At 43.7% G+C, this 16178-nt stretch carries 15 protein-coding genes; 12 read left to right on the top strand and 3 right to left on the bottom strand.

The genetic code is table 11. The annotated features are described in order from the left end of the window. Window positions 1–360 precede the first annotated feature (360 nt). Window positions 361–4164, top strand: coding sequence for a bifunctional proline dehydrogenase/L-glutamate gamma-semialdehyde dehydrogenase PutA (gene putA, locus CWC29_RS03360; protein ID WP_128728418.1), 3804 nt, complete (start codon window positions 361–363; stop codon window positions 4162–4164). Between the two features lie 71 nt (window positions 4165–4235). Here the strand turns inward: putA and CWC29_RS03355 are convergent, their stop codons facing one another. Then, on the bottom strand, window positions 4236–4490 hold the full coding sequence (locus tag CWC29_RS03355; RefSeq protein WP_010371972.1) for a helix-turn-helix domain-containing protein: 255 nt from the start codon (window positions 4488–4490) through the stop codon (window positions 4236–4238). A gap of 227 nt (window positions 4491–4717) precedes the next feature. Between CWC29_RS03355 and CWC29_RS03350 the strand changes: the two genes are divergently transcribed. The 3 genes from CWC29_RS03350 to CWC29_RS03340 are packed head-to-tail and all read left to right on the top strand — an operon-like array spanning window position 4718 to window position 6531. After that, entirely contained in the window at window positions 4718–5401 is a 684-nt protein-coding gene (locus CWC29_RS03350; RefSeq protein ID WP_010371973.1) for an XRE family transcriptional regulator, read from the top strand. 7 nt (window positions 5402–5408) lie between these two features. Beyond that, window positions 5409–6044, top strand: coding sequence for a LysE family translocator (locus CWC29_RS03345; protein ID WP_088529978.1), 636 nt, complete (start codon window positions 5409–5411; stop codon window positions 6042–6044). Between the two features lie 28 nt (window positions 6045–6072). Continuing rightward, a complete protein-coding gene (locus CWC29_RS03340; RefSeq protein ID WP_128728419.1) occupies window positions 6073–6531 on the top strand; it encodes a methylglyoxal synthase in 459 nt (152 codons plus the stop codon). Between the two features lie 54 nt (window positions 6532–6585). Here the strand turns inward: CWC29_RS03340 and yegD are convergent, their stop codons facing one another. Together yegD and CWC29_RS03330 are read right to left on the bottom strand one after the other, a co-directional pair. Continuing rightward, on the bottom strand, window positions 6586–7944 hold the full coding sequence (yegD, locus tag CWC29_RS03335) for a molecular chaperone (RefSeq protein ID WP_138521561.1): 1359 nt from the start codon (window positions 7942–7944) through the stop codon (window positions 6586–6588). 68 nt (window positions 7945–8012) lie between these two features. Beyond that, window positions 8013–8954 (bottom strand): sensor domain-containing diguanylate cyclase, encoded by a 942-nt coding sequence (locus tag CWC29_RS03330; RefSeq protein WP_235956515.1) that lies wholly within the window; start codon window positions 8952–8954, stop codon window positions 8013–8015. Between the two features lie 388 nt (window positions 8955–9342). On the opposite strand from CWC29_RS03330, the gene CWC29_RS03325 reads away from it, so the two are divergent. From CWC29_RS03325 to CWC29_RS03290, 8 genes are all read left to right on the top strand, one after another. Next, the gene (locus CWC29_RS03325) at window positions 9343–10125 is read left to right on the top strand and encodes a sporulation protein (RefSeq protein WP_128728423.1); all 783 of its coding nucleotides are present in this window, start codon (window positions 9343–9345) and stop codon (window positions 10123–10125) included. Between the two features lie 195 nt (window positions 10126–10320). Further along, window positions 10321–11259, top strand: coding sequence for a CHAD domain-containing protein (locus CWC29_RS03320; RefSeq protein ID WP_138521565.1), 939 nt, complete (start codon window positions 10321–10323; stop codon window positions 11257–11259). Window positions 11260–11282: 23 nt separating this feature from the next. After that, window positions 11283–12182, top strand: coding sequence for a DUF350 domain-containing protein (locus CWC29_RS03315; RefSeq protein WP_128728425.1), 900 nt, complete (start codon window positions 11283–11285; stop codon window positions 12180–12182). A gap of 87 nt (window positions 12183–12269) precedes the next feature. After that, window positions 12270–13922: a polyamine aminopropyltransferase gene (locus CWC29_RS03310; RefSeq protein ID WP_235956626.1), complete on the top strand. Its 1653-nt coding sequence runs from the start codon at window positions 12270–12272 to the stop codon at window positions 13920–13922. Window positions 13923–14003: 81 nt separating this feature from the next. After that, window positions 14004–14417, top strand: coding sequence for a DUF2170 family protein (locus tag CWC29_RS03305; RefSeq protein ID WP_010606165.1), 414 nt, complete (start codon window positions 14004–14006; stop codon window positions 14415–14417). 15 nt (window positions 14418–14432) lie between these two features. After that, on the top strand, window positions 14433–15122 hold the full coding sequence (locus CWC29_RS03300) for a PspA/IM30 family protein (RefSeq protein WP_010371996.1): 690 nt from the start codon (window positions 14433–14435) through the stop codon (window positions 15120–15122). A gap of 66 nt (window positions 15123–15188) precedes the next feature. Then, window positions 15189–15827 (top strand): DUF4178 domain-containing protein, encoded by a 639-nt coding sequence (locus CWC29_RS03295; RefSeq protein WP_138521569.1) that lies wholly within the window; start codon window positions 15189–15191, stop codon window positions 15825–15827. Beyond that, window positions 15824–16150 (top strand): hypothetical protein, encoded by a 327-nt coding sequence (locus CWC29_RS03290; protein WP_138521571.1) that lies wholly within the window; start codon window positions 15824–15826, stop codon window positions 16148–16150. The genes CWC29_RS03295 and CWC29_RS03290 overlap by 4 nt, the downstream gene beginning before the upstream one ends. Window positions 16151–16178: the final 28 nt, after the last annotated feature.

Raw genomic sequence — 16178 nt, 5'->3', positions numbered from 1 at the left:
CCGTATTCCTTGAAAATAAAACAGCATATTCTGCTGTCTTTTCGATAGAATGCCCGCGAAATTAACGATAAAGGGCAAAGCGGTTTATCTCTGTATCTAACGCAGCTTTGTTCAAACACTTAGAACATGCATTCTGGCTAAAATTTGAACCCCCGAATGGGTGTGTTATGGTTAGCAATGTGACTGCATCATTTTGTCGTAATTGAGGCTTCCTATGCAAAAGAAACTACACTTTCAACCTTTGGTTGCTTAGTTTGGCATCAGTTCAGATGTAGTTTTGTAATCTACACATTAGATGTGTGATTCCATAGGCTGGCGCGAATTACATGTATTTTTGACTCCAATTTTTGAGGGTTGCTTATGCTTTTTAACGGCGATTTGACAACTAACTGTCCTATTCGACAAAAGATCCGTGATTTTTACCGCATTGATGAGAACGCGGTTATTGATCATATTTTACCTTTAGCTGAGGTAGGCGTTACAGCTCGAAGCCGAGCATGGGAACGTGCGCGTCAAATGGTATTGAACATTCGTAGAGATCAAGATGGTCAAAACGGTGTAGACGCGCTTTTAAATGAATTCTCTCTTTCTACCGAAGAAGGCGTGGTGCTGATGTGTTTAGCCGAAGCGCTACTTCGTGTACCAGACAAAGCAACGCAAGAAAGCCTGATCCGCGACAAACTCGCACAAGGCGACTGGAGTTCACACTTAGGTAGCAGCGACTCGTTATTTGTTAACGCTTCAAGCTGGGGCTTACTCGTTACCGGTAAAATGGTTAATTACTCAGACAAGAATAAAGAAGAACAATTTGGCGTGCTAAAGCGCACAATTGGTCGTCTTGGTGAGCCTGTTATCCGTAAATCCGTTAACTATGCAATGAAGATCATGGGTAAGCAGTTTGTAATGGGTGAAACCATTCAAGATGCTATCGACCGTGCCGCTGATAAAGAACAAAAAGGTTATGTATATTCGTACGACATGCTAGGTGAAGGCGCACGTACGATGAAGGATGCAGAGCGTTACTTCCAAAGCTATATGAACGCCATCCACGCAATTGGTAAAGCGGCAAAAGGCCGTGGCCCAATTAAGAGTCCTGGTATCTCAGTTAAACTTTCAGCTATTCATCCGCGCTATGAATTCACACACCGTGACCGCGTGATGGACGAGCTAGTACCAAAACTAAAAGAACTTGCTATTGTAGCTAAAGAATACGATATCGGTTTTACTGTTGATGCGGAAGAAGCAGACCGTTTAGATATCTCTTTAGATGTCATTGAAGCGGTATTCTCTGATGATGCACTTGGTGACTGGAATGGTTTTGGTCTTGCAGTACAAGCATATCAAAAGCGTGCTATTTTCGTTGTGGAATGGGTAGCAGAACTTGCTCGTCGCGTAGGCCGTAAATTGATGGTGCGTTTAGTTAAAGGTGCTTACTGGGATACGGAAATTAAAACCACACAACAAGATGGTCTGGAGCACTTCCCTGTATTCACCCGTAAAGCAACGACTGACGTTTCTTATAAGGCCTGTGCTATTAAGCTCCTTGAAGCACGCGATGTATTATTCCCGCAGTTTGCAACGCACAATGCTTACACCGCAGCAACTATCCTAGAGGTTGCTAAAGGCGATAATAAAGGGTTTGAATTCCAACGTTTACACGGAATGGGCGAATCACTTTACGATCAAATCGTTGAAAAAGAAGGTATTCAGTGTCGTGTGTATGCGCCTGTTGGTCAGCACGAAGATCTACTTGCTTATCTGGTACGCCGTCTACTTGAAAATGGTGCAAACTCATCATTCGTAAACGCGATTGTAGATACCACTAAGCCTGTTGAGTCACTACTTCCTGACCCTGTAGAAACACTGCAAGGCCTACGTAACCGTTACAATACGCAGATTAAACTACCTATAGAGCTTTATGGCGATGAGCGTCCAAACTCAAAAGGTAAAGATCTGACGGATATCAATGATTTAACACCATTCAAAGAGAACCTAGACAACTGGTTTAACGAACACCTAATCGATGAAAGCCAAGTACCAGAAGGTCACCTTGCAGTTCGTAACCCAGCGAACCACAAACAAGTGATTGGCTCTGTGCCTTTACACGATGAAGTACACATGCAAAATGTACTAATAAATGCTGACGCGGCTTTTGAGAGTTGGTCACAGACCACTGTCGAAGAGCGTGCAAACCTACTACGCCGTATTGCTGACATTCTTGAGCGTCACCATGACGAACTCGTTGCTATTTGTATTAAAGAAGCAGGTAAAGTAGCCCAAGACAGCATCGATGAAGTGCGCGAAGCCGTTGACTTCTGTCGCTACTATGCAGCTCGTGCAGAAGAGCTGTCTAAAGATGAACGCTTTGAAGCTCGTGGCGTGATCTTATGTATCAGCCCGTGGAACTTTCCTCTGGCGATCTTCTTAGGTCAGGTAGCTGCTGCTATCGTGACTGGTAACACCGTTATTGCAAAGCCTGCTGAACAAACCAGTATGATTGCACTGCGTTGTATCGAATTAATGCATACTGTTGGCTTACCTGAGCACGTAGTACAGCCTGTTATCGCACGCGGTAGCGAAGTGGGTAAACACATCGTGCCTGATGAGCGCATCCAAGCGGTTATGTTCACAGGTTCAACAGAGACCGGTACGCTTATCTCGCAAATTCTTGCTGAGCGTAATGACATTCAGGTTCCTCTGATTGCAGAAACTGGTGGTCAAAACTGTATGATCGTTGACTCAACAGCATTACCAGAGCAAGTGGTTGACGATGTTATTTCTTCAGGTTTTCAAAGTGCGGGTCAACGCTGTTCAGCACTTCGTGTGTTATTTGTACAAGAAGATGTCGCTGATGGCATTATCGAAATGCTAACAGGTGCACTAAAAGAGCTGCATGTGGGTGACCCTTCACAACTTTCAACTGATATTGGTCCTGTGATCGATGAAAAAGCGCTGACCACGCTGACTAAGCACGTTGATTACATGAAGTCGAACGGCAAGCTACTATTCGAAGCTAAGATCCCAGATAACAGCGAGAATGGCGCTTACTTCTTTGCCCCTCGCTTATATGAGATTTCTGATCTATCCGTGTTGAAGCGTGAAGTATTCGGTCCGGTAGTCCACGTTGTACGCTTTAAAGCAGATCAACTTGATAATGTTATCGACCAAATCAATGGTACAGGTTACGGTCTAACAATGGGTGTTCATTCACGTATCGAAGAGCGCTGCGAATACCTAGCTAAGATGTCTCGTGCGGGTAACGTATACGTGAACCGTAACATGATTGGTGCTATCGTTGGTGTACAGCCATTTGGTGGTCGTGGCTTATCTGGTACAGGTCCAAAAGCAGGTGGTCCAAACTATCTAGTTCGCCTTGTAAAAGAAAAAGCGTCACCAGACAACGTCCAAATGACAGATTTAACACCTGATGAGCTAGAAATTCACCACTTCCCAGGTGCAGTTGAGCAAGTTGAAAAACTGATGCAAAACTCAAAGCGTGATGAAAAGATCTGGCGTCGTACAGCTTTGAATGACCGAGTTTCAGCAGTGCGTCAGCTACTTGCTAAAATCGCAACTGTAGACATTATTGATGAGTTGGCAGATGATTTATCATTAACGCTTTCTGATGCACGTGCTCAGCTAAACCGCTTAGAAAAGCGTATGCGTACTTACACCACGCTACCGGGACCTACTGGTGAGTCAAACACGCTGCACTTAGAAGCGCGTGGTTGTGTTGTGGTATATGCCGATAAGAGTACTTCGTTCAACTTTTGGGCGATTTCAATTATCACAGCGCTTGCTGCAGGTAACACAGTGATCACGGTAGCCTCTGACCTATTCTATGAAGAAGCATTGGCATTTAGAGATAAGTTTATCTCTACAGGGGTTGCTGAAGGCGTATTCCAAGTAGCGAAGCAAAACCAACTGCAAGCTATTTTGGCACACCCTCATCTTGCAGGTGCTGTTGTGGCTGCACGCTCTTCACGCCTTGGTTACTTCTCACAACAACTTGCAGAGCGCAAAGGCGCTATCCTGCCAGTGATCAGTGCAGAGTACTACGATACGCTTATCAATCGTCTAGTAACAGAGAAAACCATTAGTATCGATACCACAGCTTCTGGTGGTAACACTTCACTGATGACACTTGTTGAAGACGAAGAGTAAGAAAATATAAGTCGCTATGCTAGACATAGCGATTTTATCGAACAAAGCCAGCGTACGCTGGCTTTAATTTTTTACGCAGCACTTGATGTCCTTAACCCCACGATGACATTAACAATGTCCATTAAATAAACATCTTCAACCAATGCAATCACATCATTCCATTTAGGATTGTATTCGTTATTCTCCCAGCGCCTTAATGTTCGCTCCTCTATACCGTAGCTTGCGGCTGATTCAGCTTGAGTAAAACCGCGACTTTTACGTGCAAATCTAAGTATGGCAGCACCAAGCGGCGCGCGTTCTGAAATTAAAGGTTGGCTCATTAACATCACACTCATTCCTTAAAAAATTGCGCAAATATATGACGTTTATAAAAATCACTTATTTACGCACTCACTGACTAAATGCATTCACTGCGTAATTTAATGAAGATAATAGATCTGTTTATTACGCATTACAACGAATAAATGGATCTTTTTTGCGTCAAAAATGATTTTACTTCGCAAAAAATAGCCCATATAATGACGCACACGTATCATTATTTAAGAGGCAACGCATGGAACAAAGTCTCATGAGCCTAGCGGAGCGCGTAGAATATGCGATCAAGCCGGACAGTATTAGAGCTTTTGCGTTAAAAATTGATGTATCTGAAGGGACGCTGCGCAGAATATTAAAAGGGGAAGACCCAAAACTCAGTGTGATTGAACGCATTGCCAAACAGGCCAATGTAGACTTAATGTGGCTCGTTACCGGGATCCCACTTGATTGCAAAACAGAGTCACCAATCATCCAGCAAAGTATTACCTTGGAAGACTTTAATGAGGACTTTGTTGTTGTGCCTGGCTATCATGTTTCTGTCAGCACAGGTTATGGCGCATTTAACCAAAGCGCCGAGGTTGCACGCTACCTTGCATTTAGAAAAAAGTGGATTGAATTTAAAAATTTAGATAAGTCACAGCTGGTCGTGGTGTTTGCCAAAGGCGACTCTATGGAACCCACTATTCACAATAACAATACAATTTTAGTGGACTTATCGGATAAAAAATTAAGCGAAGGCCTGATCTATGTTGTTCGCCTTGGCGAAGAGCTTTATGCCAAGCGCCTACAACAAAACTTTGATGGCTCAGTACGTTTGATTAGCGATAATAAAGAATACCGAGAACAAGTTGTGATGCCGAATGAATTGGAGCAGCTGGAAATTCTCGGTAAAGTGGTATGGATTGGTAAAGATCTAATTTAATAATACGATGCTAAATCTTGAATACTTATTCTCATTTTTAATCGCCAGCACGGTAATTGCCGTAGCACCGGGTCCATCCAATGCATTTTTAATGGCGCAGACCTTTACTAATGGCCGCGCAGCTGGAATGCAGAGCGCATTGGGCTTTGCACTCGGAGGGGTGATCCACACACTCTTTGCCGTTGTTGGCTTATCGGCACTCCTAAAAGCTTCAGAGACCGCCTATACCACAGTGCAATACCTCGGCGCAGCTTACCTAGCTTATCTAGGTGTAATGACTATCAAGGAGACGCTTGGGAAGGGGCAGATAGCTTGCGAGGAAAAACCACACGTGAGCACCAAAAAGCCTAAAAACGTAATGTTCCAAGCAATGATGACGGAAGTCTTAAACCCCAAAGTCGCCCTGTTCTTTATTGCATTTATTCCTCAGTTTGTCGATAGTAGCTTGGCGACCTCGACAACGATGCAACTGGCCATGTTTGGCTTACTTTATCCTATTTTAGCTTTCCCCATTGACTGCATGTACATCTATGGTGGTGATAAAATTGCAGGCTATTTTAGGCAACATCCCGCAGCGCCGGTGTGGATTGATCGTATTTCTGGCTTAATTTTTATCGCATTAGCGGTCAATTTATTACTCTAAGTAGTGACACAAAATAGGAGCAGTACACATGCAAAAACGCTCACAGCCACTGCCAGCTAAAAAGCATATTGCTTTGGTTGCACACGACGGTATGAAACCAGCCCTACTTGACTGGTGTCAGACCCACTTTGCTAGTCTTAAACAGCACAAACTTTACGCTACGGGCACAACGGGTAACCTAATAGAAAAGCATACTGGTTTAGAAGTAACAAAGCTATTTAGTGGCCCAATGGGTGGCGACCAGCAAATTGGTGCCAAAATCGCGGAGCAAGATGTTCATGTCTTGATTTTCTTTTGGGATCCGCTCGCGTCACAGCCTCATGATCCGGATGTAAAAGCACTGTTGAGACTCGCTGCTGTTTGGAATATTCCCGTTGCCTGTAATGAAGCAACAGCAGATTTACTGATGGCGTGCGATAAAATGAGCCAGCCAATCGCAAGACATCTACCTGATTATGAGCAGTACCTAGCTAGTCGCTTAGATTGATAATATAAAGAGGAAAGAAGCGGGTTATTACCGCTTCTTTTATCACGACTTCAATTACTTAAATAGTTTATCCGCCCATTTAGTCAAACCTGCGGTTACACTACCAAAATTATCCCCGTTCACCATTTCAATATCACCAATTTGCTGTGCAAGCGTTGCTTTGAGCAGTGGTGATTGCGCGCTACCGCCAGTAAGATAGATCACGTCTGGTTTTGAGCCTGCTTGATGTATGGCTTCTTTCGCAAGTGCCCCCATCTGCTCTAAGTTCGACATGACTGATTCGGCAAAATCTTGCTGTGTAAATTCAGAGGTTAACTGTGGCTCAATAAAACCAAGATCGGCGTTAAACTTTGCTTGCTCAGAGAGTGCTATCTTGCCAAGTTCACCTTCACGAACCGCTTGATGGGTGAGCTTGTTCTGTTGAATGTGAAGTAAACGCGCCAGCTTTTGCGGCTCGGCGACATCTCGCAACATGCTTTGCAATTCTCGCGCTAGTTTATCGCTGTAGAAGTCTAGTTGAGACTGAATATCATTAATTTTACATGCCTGCCAATACAGTTGACTAGGCATCGGCAAACCTGAACTCATGTTAGAGCCTAGACCGCATAACGGCATTAATTGGTGATAAGCAAGCGCAATATCTAAGTCGTTACCGCCGATACGTTTACCCGTATGCGCTAAAAAGTCTTGCTGGCGCTGTGTATTATTGCGATAGCTTGGCCCCATTCGGACAAACGAGCAATCGCTAGTACCACCGCCGATATCAACCACCAGCACAAGTTTATCTTGCTGAAGACGACTTTCGTACTCAATTCCCGCAGCTAGCGGTTCGAAGAGAAAATCCACTTCCTTAAACCCAGCTCTTTTTGCGGCGGTGGTAAGAATATTAACCGCTTGTTGGTTGCTTTCCTCTCCACCAACAGATTGAAAATTAACAGGTCGACCAATCACAGTGTCGGTAATGGACTGTTGCAGCTGCGACTCGGCACGGCGCTTAATCTCCATCATCATCGCCGCAGCAATATCTTCAAAGAAGGCGATTTGTTGAGGTTTAAGCCCAACCGCCCCAAAGAAGGACTTGGGTGATTTAACAAAAAAGCCTTCTTCAGGAAATTCTATATACTCAGAAATTGCCGCTTGACCAAAAAAAACGCCCGCTTCATGCGCTTCTAAATCGAGATCACGTTTGGCTTGCTGTGCTACCGTTAACAGCCCCTGTCGAGACTGCGTGTAGGCTGGATCTGGTTCATTGAGATGGCGGTTAACAAATGCAGGAATTAACGCATTGTGCATGGCATACATAGTCGAAGGCAGGTAATATTTATCTTGCTCGAGACGTAGTAAGTCCACTTCATCATTTTGCATAACGCCTATCGCACAATTAGAACTTCCGTAATCAAACCCGACTTTCATTCTCTACCTCAAACTGCTGAAAAGTCGCGAAGTGTATCATGGTTGTCGTTATTGTCAGATGAATTTATCTAGGTTCCAACACCCTTAACTGGCTTGTGGTAAAAAGCATAGCGCAAACTATCTGACTGCTTGGCTTGATACATAGCGGAGTCCGCCTGTCTGATCCCTGTCTCGATATCGAGGTTGTCAAACAGGCTAACGCCGATGCTAACCCGGCAATTTAGTTTATCGCTTTCAAAGAGGTACGGTTTATCTACCTTATTGATGATTTGCTGGCAGATCCCAACAACATGAGATTTAGCTTTAGAGTACTTCGGGGATAAATGAGTAATTAAAATAACAAACTCATCACCTCCCCAACGGATCACCACATCCCCCTGACGTACGCTAGCGCACAAACGTTGAGCAACCGTCTTGAGTAATTGATCCCCTACATGGTGACCATGTAAGTCATTTGCTTTTTTAAAATCATCAAGGTCTAAAAACAAGATTGCGCAATAACAACCAAGCTGTTGTCCTGCATGAAGTTGCTCCACCAGCCCATGCTGAAGAATATGGCGATTCGGTAACTCGGTTAACTGATCATGATACGCCAGTTTCTCGGCTTCAAGATACTCAAGCTTACGCTCATTGATATCCCGAGATAACACGATAAAACGCATTTCTGCATGATTGTCGCTTGAGGTCGCAACTTTACGAGCGATAGAGACTTCAAACCAACGCTCACCAACAGGTGTGGGCAAGTGAATATGGCTTCCATGTGAGTAGCCGTTAACTTTTGCTTCTTGCAATGCCAGCATTACTACTTTAGCGGCATGCTCTGGCATCACCTCAGTCACCGTATGACCAATCAGCTGTTCTGCCGGAGCAACCAATAGCTCAGGGCGGAGTATTCTGGCATCCCAGTGTCTCCCCTCTTCATCCAGTTCAAACATTAAGTCCGGCATTGCGCTTAATGTCGACGCCAATTCCTCATAGCTCGGTTGTACCGAAGTTCGGGTACGAGCCATACGACGATCCTTGACCATGAGGCGCTGCAACATCCTGTTCCATAATTCTATAAACTTGAACTTTGCAATTTGAAACATGCCTATGAACACAGCTAATCTGCGGCTATCGTTATAAAATAATATACCAATTTTTTGAATTATGACTAGGACCTGCCGCGCTTTACTGTTTAATTTTTGTTCTCAGAAATAAATTTTGACCGCGACACTCGACTGGCCTCTTGGAAATCTAAGTAAAAGTTGAGCAACAATGAACAAATCACATTTAGGTGAACTCGAACGACAGCACGAATTTGCAGAGGAAAAGCAATTGACGAACGCATAATAATTCCTATAATCGACACGGCAGCGCTTTCCATGATGGAAGGTCACAAGATATATAAGGATGACTATGTCTTTTTTCAAAAAAGCCCTTGGCGCAGTCGGTATCGGTGCAGCAAAAGTAGATACCATCTTAGAAACCCATCACGCCTCTCCTGGCGAAGAAATTTCTGGAACGGTTAAAATCATCGGTGGCAAAGTTGCTCAAGAGATCAACAAAATAGATCTCAACGTAATGTGCAACTACACGGTTGAAAGAGAAGACAGTGAAGGTGAAACAACGACCATCACTAAAAACCACACCCTTGCTAAATTTCAAATCAACGAACGATTTACTATCGAACCTGGTGATGAAAAGCACATTCCATTCGCGCTTGACCTCGCTGAAGAAACCCCGCTTACTGTAGGACAATCCAAAACTTGGATTGCTACCAACCTTGATATTGATATGGCGCTCGATAAGTCAGATAGGGACTATTTACATATCGTACCTACCGAGCTACAACAAGCGGCTATCGATGCAATGGAAGCGCTTGGCTTTAAACTCTATGAATCAGACTGTGAAGGTATTGATGAAGTATCATTCTCACGCCTCCCATTCGTACAAGAGTTAGAGTTTAAAACAATCACAGGTGACTTCCATGGTCGCTTTGATGAAGTAGAAGTGGTTTTCTTTAATCGTGGTGAGCAACTAGAAATCATCTTTGAGATTGACCGTAAAGCGCGAGGCTTTAAAGGCTTCTTTGCAGAGGCACTAGACCTTGATGAGTCAAAAGCCAGACTGCTGATAGATGAATCAGATTTAGAAGACCTAGAAGATGCTATCTATGACATTTTAGAGGCGAATTGCTAGGATACTTTAATAGTTTTATGCTTTAGTGCTCGTTGCATTCATACGAATGCAACTTCTATATGAACAAACTCTCTATACTGACTTATGACAAATTTAAGCCACTGAAAAATGCGTACTACAGCGCTTTATAGTTGACTTAAGCTCAATAAGACAGCACATTAAAACGAATGGTCAAGGTAGATTAGGTGACAATGAATGTCCAACTTTAGAATTTGGAAACTGGTTAGCCTACTGTGTGTTTTGAGCCTAATGCTGGGCTGCGAATCGAAAGAAGAGCGTATTCAGCAAACCATTACACATACACTTCAAGAAGCTTCAACAGCGATAAATACGCTGGGAACCGCCCTTGATAAAAAGCAGGTGAGAAATGCCAACCTTTTGACTGAGTATGGCAAAGTACTTAGTCAGCAAAAACCTCAGCTCAGCGAAATTGCGCAAATTATTTCCCAAGACGCAACAAGCAGCGGTACCTTATATCAGAGTTTATTGACTCGTTATCAGTCCCTTAAGTCCCCCGATCCTAGCATGAACAGCGATGACATTATCAACCAAGCAGTGTTGTTAAAAGAAGCAGCTTCCATCAGTTTATTCAATGATGCGCTCACAGATCCAATCAATGTTTTAGCCGATATGTCAGATGGCAAGCTAGCGCGAGTCGGCGCAATCAGTCAGCAAGCGGAACAAACGGCAAATGGCCAGACCGGTATCGGTAACCAGCTTGTTGGCAATGCCAACTATGGCGAATGGCAGACCAACTCAAACGGCACTAGCTTTTGGATGTGGTACGGCATGTATCGCATGCTTGGAGATATAGTGGGTGATGTGGAGTATGGTCGCTGGAGTAAACACCGCAAATACAGTTACTACAGTGACTATGGTCGCCATAGGTACACTAGCTACAGAGGTTACAAACGCCAAACTGAGCTCGCCAAGCGCACTAAACAATCGTATCAACGCCAGGGTAAACAATTTACCAGTCCCTATGCCAAGAAAAAATCTGGCGCGTCAGGGTTAAGCCGAAGTAGTAATACCCCATCAGCAGTAACTCGAAGCAGCTACTCTCGAACCTCAAGCTACGGCTCAGTTCGCAATAGCTCAAGTAGAACCTCCCGTGGCGTAAGCCGGGGCAAATAGCGCATATATAGCGGAGTTAACACATGTACCAATTTAACGGATTAACAGCTTGGACTTTCCAAGCATTGCTAATAGATATGGCGGTGATCGTCGCGTTGTTTGTTAGCTTAAAATACATCAAAGGTTGGGTATCTAACCTTCATGCAAACGATGAAATCACTGAAAGAGACAACTTTGCATTTGGCCTCAGTTTTGCTGGTGGTTTAGCAGGCTTAGCCATTGTGATTTCGGGCATTTCAAGTGGTGCTTTTGCCAGCTCTTTAGCTCAAGAAGCGCTACAAATGGCGGGCTATGGTATCGTTGGTATCGTCCTTATCAAACTCGGCCATTTTTTCCAAGACAAAGTCGCGCTACGCAAGGTGGACCTTCATGACGAAATCGTTAAAGGTAATGTCACCTCAGCACTGATTGATTTTGGCCATGTGGTGAGTGTTGCCATTGTGATCCGCTCAGCTTTGCTTTGGGTACTCACAGAGGGCTGGTATGGTTTACCTATTGTGGTTGCAGCCTTCATTATTGGTAATATTTGTATGCTGCTTGTGAGCCAATACCGAGTACAACTATTTAAGCGCACCAACAAAAGTGGCGACTGTTTACAGCAAGCAATCAAAGACAACAATGTTGCGGTCGGGATCCGCTACGCGGGCTTTTTAATCGGCTCAGCACTTGCACTGACTGCAGCGTCCGGTTTAGCGCCTTATGTGGCAGACAACATTAACTCAAGTCTACTGTATTGGAGTATTGCTGCACTGGGTAGTATTGTGCTATTCATCGTCTTACACCTAGCCATGATAAAAATTATTCTGGCGGGTAAAGATATTTCCGATGAAGTGAACAGACAAAAGAATATTGGTGTTGCTGCCATCTCAGCCGCGCTTTCTTTTGCCATTGGTACGACTATGGCAAGTTTGTTAGGTGCATAACCCTTGAGCGTATCAGCACCACAAACTTCTGCAAGAGTGACCGGCAACTGGTCGTTGTTCGGTCACGATACCCTACTTATTGGCGTTATGGCCATTTTGGCCGGTTGCGGCCTAATCTACGAATATTTGCTTTCCCACTATGCGGGCCGCGTTTTAGGCTCAGTAGAGAGCGCGATTTATGCCATGATAGGCACGATGATCGTGGCGATGGGCATTGGCGCATTTTTAGCGCGTTGGTTTAAAGATCCTTTTACCGCTTTTGCATGGCTTGAAAGCCTAATAGCACTGCTCGGCATGAGCAGTATTTTGGTGATCGCCAGTGTTATTGCCCTTACTTATACACTGCCCCATACACTTTCCAGCCTTTATAGCCTGCCTCCTGATAGTGTCTTAGATGGTATGCCATTTGAGCAATTACAAGTATTTGCCCGATTTCTACCTTATGTTTTCGGCCTCGTCCTAGGTATTTTAATCGGCATGGAAATTCCGCTGATCGCTAGGATCCGCCAACAAGTGTACGGTCGTTTCCTTGAAAATAACGCAGGCACCATCTACGGTGCAGATTATATCGGTGCAGGTGTTGGTGCTGCCATTTGGGTCACGATAATGCTTGCGCTACCAATAATGCAAGCAGCAGCGTGGACTGCACTATTTAATATCATTGCAGGACTTATCTTCCTATGGCGTTATCATGTTCACGTCCGTTTCGCTAAGTTATTATTCGCGTGTCACTTTGTCCTATTGGGAGTTTTTTTCGTTATTCTGAGCCACGGCTCCAATTGGATGAAAGACCTCAGCAATGTGCTTTACAAAGACAAAGTGATCTATTCAGAATCAACGAAGTACCAACATGTAGTCATCACCGAGCGATTAAGCCGCGCACAACCGATGCCAATTAACGACTTATTCTTAAATGGTCGATTACAGTTTTCATCTGTTGATGAACAGATCTATCACACTATGCTCGTGTATCCTGCAATGCTGGCATCCAACCGTCGCGAAAAGGTATTAATCATTGGCGGCGGAGATGGTTTGGCACTTCGAGATGTACTTGAATGGCCTGTTGAAAATGCAACCTTAATCGATTTGGATGGGCAACTGCTCTCACTATTTGGACTACAAGGGCAGCCCTACCCCGCTAGACCGAACATCACTAGTCAATTAACTCAATTAAATGGCGATGCGTTAAATGACCCAAGAGCAACCGTTATCGTTGCAGATGCATTTTTAGAAGTAGAGAAAATGCTCGACCAAGGTAGACAATTTGACACTATCATTATTGATTTACCCGACCCAAATCACCCTGATTTGAATAAGCTATATAGCGACTACTTTTATAATCATGTACGTCAATTACTGGCACCCGATGGCGCACTCGCTATTCAATCAACGTCTCCCTATCACGCCAAAAAAGCGTTTATTAGCATAGCTAAAACGGTAAAGCATGCCGGGTTTACGCATGTTGAGCAATATCAGCAGAATATTCCCTCATTTGGCCAATGGGGTTGGACAATCGCTACGAGAGCTGGACAACCGGCAAGTGCTAGGATCAGGTCGATCGAGACTTTACCTGTCCCAAGTAACTGGATAAATAAAGAGTATTTACTTGCTACTTTCGCTTTCCCAAATCGCTTTTTTGATGGAGCAAAAGATATTGAAGTCAACCAGTTAGGAACGGGAAGACTATACGATTATTATCGCCAAGCATGGCAAACAGAAGATGAGTTGTATAAAAATTAGCGCACGGCCATTGACATATTATGTCTTACGTGCAACTCTTAACTCAGACATAATATGTCAAAACAAAAAAGGTAAATGAAGATGGAATTAAATGAACTATCAATCAAATTAGCATCATTTGAAACAGAAGGTGCTAACTTCGAATCATTCTTAATCGCCAATGAAGGCGAGCAAGATGTATTGCAAGTGATTGTTGACGGAAATGACGAATTACCAATTTTTGTGACTCAGACTGAAGAACAACTTGTATGCATTAGTTACCTATTTAAAGAGAATGAGGTAAAGCCTGAGTTGCTAAACGAGTTAAATGAAGCACTATTAAAACTGAATGTGCCGATCCCGCTGAGTGCGTTTGCTAAAATTGATGAGCAGTATGCGATATTTGGTGCTCTAGCCGTTTCCTCCTCAATTGATGAGATCACGCACGAACTGGTCACCCTCGCGGACAATGCAATCGAAGCATTGGAAGCCGTGACTGTGTATTTGAATGAGTAATATTGGAGTTGTGAAATGAGTATTTTAAAGAAATTATTTACTGCTGTTCGTGGTGGCGCTAGAGAAGTTGGTGAGTCAATTGTTGATGCAAATGGCATTCGTATTTTTGAGCAAGAAATTGCTGACGCACAAAACGCATTAGCTAAAGCCAAAAAGAGCTTAACAGAAGTAATGGCGAAAGAGATGCAGACAAAACGCAAATTAGCTGCACTTGACGAAAGCATTATCGAGCATGAAAACTATGCAGGACAAGCGCTCGAAAAAGGTAACGAAGCTTTAGCGGTAGAAATCGCAGAGAAAATCGGTGAATTTGAAGTTGAGCGCGCAGAGCATCAGCAAGTGCTAGACGGCTTTAGTAAACATGTGATCCTGTTAAAACAGCAGATCAAAGAAGCTGAAAAAACGATTAAAGAAAACCAACGCCAGCTGACAATGGTAAAAACCACAGACAGCGTTCAAAAAGCAACCATGGCAGTAAACAGCACGCTAAATACCAATGCGTCATCTATGGTAAATGCTCGCCAGTCGCTTGAGCGTATCAAGCAACGCCAGCAAGATAGGCAAGATCAACTGGCTGCGGCAAAAGAGCTTGAAGCGGCTGCAACGGGTGCAGACCTAAAAGCCAAAATGGCAGAGGCGGGAATTGGATCTACGCAAAAAAGTAATGATATTCTTGAACGTATTAGAGCTAAACAAAGCAACTAATTATTTACTGATTAGAAAAAGGAGGCCTCGCCTCCTTTTTTCCCTTTTTGATTATGTAGGTGCATTATGTTTGGCTTTTTTAAATCAAAAAAAACTCCTGAGCGACAGCTTACTCATGCAAAAGATCTGAAGGTTGGGGATATGCTCACCATCATTGATTCGTTCGCTTATCCTAGCTGGCTCAAGGGACAAACCCTCAAAGTGGTTGGCGTACAAACTTACCAATTTGAACGCAGCGCTGCATATGAATTTGTTCTCGAAAGTGATTCAGGTAACATTACTTTTTTGCAAATTGAACAAAGTGACGGTGAGGAATACGCTAACTTCTCTATCAAAATCCAAAGAGAAGACGTCGATGCTATTTTTACACTTGATGAATTTGCGCGTATTTTCGATGAAGAAGCACTGACCCACATCGACACGCAGGCCACTCCAGAGGCTTTCGAGCGATTTTTAGGTAAAAGCTATCAACAAAGTGAAGCGCCCTACGTTTGCTATTTTTACGATAGCGATTATCGCGGTCGCACCTTGCCACGCTATCAAGATGAAAGTGGCGAAGTATGTGAAGTTATTGAGTTACTTAGTCCTGACGAAAAATTCGCTATCAATATCGAAATCTGGGATGGGGGAGAAACTGACGTGTCACTAACCATGTGCCGACCACTGAGCGATATTGTCGACCTATTCCCTGGAGCGAACTCGTGACCACAAGAGAAGACAAGTGGAAACGTCAAGAAGTCGCATTGAGGGCCACACAAATGGCCTTCGATTTAACCACTGAAGTACAAAAAAGCATTAAAAAACAGGCAATAGACGAAGAGCTAACACCATCCGATATGATCAGAAAGATCCTTGATTTAGAAGTTAAATCGAAGAAAACTCGGCAACGCTTATCCTTCAATCTAACCGATGATGAAATCGTACTATTAGCAGAACGTTTTAGCGTTGACCCTAACGACAAACGGGCTGTAAAGCAACAAGTCGCCAATATGCTACTTAGTCGCTATACAGAAAATAAAAAGAAGTAGTTGGCTGTATTTATTGTAGATTTATCTA

The sequence above is a fragment of the Pseudoalteromonas galatheae genome, from assembly GCF_005886105.2.
GTDB lineage: Bacteria > Pseudomonadota > Gammaproteobacteria > Enterobacterales > Alteromonadaceae > Pseudoalteromonas > Pseudoalteromonas galatheae.
The sequence above is the reverse complement of the archived record's forward strand: the minus strand, read 5'-3'. Positions and strand labels throughout refer to the sequence as shown.

What these genes read in the sequence shown, in the direction of transcription:
- putA (WP_128728418.1), top strand. Translation starts at nt 361, where the DNA reads ATGCTTTTTAACGGCGATTTGACAACTAACTGTCCTATTCGACAAAAG.
- CWC29_RS03355 (WP_010371972.1), bottom strand. Translation starts at nt 4,490, where the DNA reads ATGTTAATGAGCCAACCTTTAATTTCAGAACGCGCGCCGCTTGGTGCT.
- CWC29_RS03350 (WP_010371973.1), top strand. Translation starts at nt 4,718, where the DNA reads ATGGAACAAAGTCTCATGAGCCTAGCGGAGCGCGTAGAATATGCGATC.
- CWC29_RS03345 (WP_088529978.1), top strand. Translation starts at nt 5,409, where the DNA reads ATGCTAAATCTTGAATACTTATTCTCATTTTTAATCGCCAGCACGGTA.
- CWC29_RS03340 (WP_128728419.1), top strand. Translation starts at nt 6,073, where the DNA reads ATGCAAAAACGCTCACAGCCACTGCCAGCTAAAAAGCATATTGCTTTG.
- yegD (WP_138521561.1), bottom strand. Translation starts at nt 7,944, where the DNA reads ATGAAAGTCGGGTTTGATTACGGAAGTTCTAATTGTGCGATAGGCGTT.
- CWC29_RS03330 (WP_235956515.1), bottom strand. Translation starts at nt 8,954, where the DNA reads ATGGCTCGTACCCGAACTTCGGTACAACCGAGCTATGAGGAATTGGCG.
- CWC29_RS03325 (WP_128728423.1), top strand. Translation starts at nt 9,343, where the DNA reads ATGTCTTTTTTCAAAAAAGCCCTTGGCGCAGTCGGTATCGGTGCAGCA.
- CWC29_RS03320 (WP_138521565.1), top strand. Translation starts at nt 10,321, where the DNA reads ATGTCCAACTTTAGAATTTGGAAACTGGTTAGCCTACTGTGTGTTTTG.
- CWC29_RS03315 (WP_128728425.1), top strand. Translation starts at nt 11,283, where the DNA reads ATGTACCAATTTAACGGATTAACAGCTTGGACTTTCCAAGCATTGCTA.
- CWC29_RS03310 (WP_235956626.1), top strand. Translation starts at nt 12,270, where the DNA reads ATGGCCATTTTGGCCGGTTGCGGCCTAATCTACGAATATTTGCTTTCC.
- CWC29_RS03305 (WP_010606165.1), top strand. Translation starts at nt 14,004, where the DNA reads ATGGAATTAAATGAACTATCAATCAAATTAGCATCATTTGAAACAGAA.
- CWC29_RS03300 (WP_010371996.1), top strand. Translation starts at nt 14,433, where the DNA reads ATGAGTATTTTAAAGAAATTATTTACTGCTGTTCGTGGTGGCGCTAGA.
- CWC29_RS03295 (WP_138521569.1), top strand. Translation starts at nt 15,189, where the DNA reads ATGTTTGGCTTTTTTAAATCAAAAAAAACTCCTGAGCGACAGCTTACT.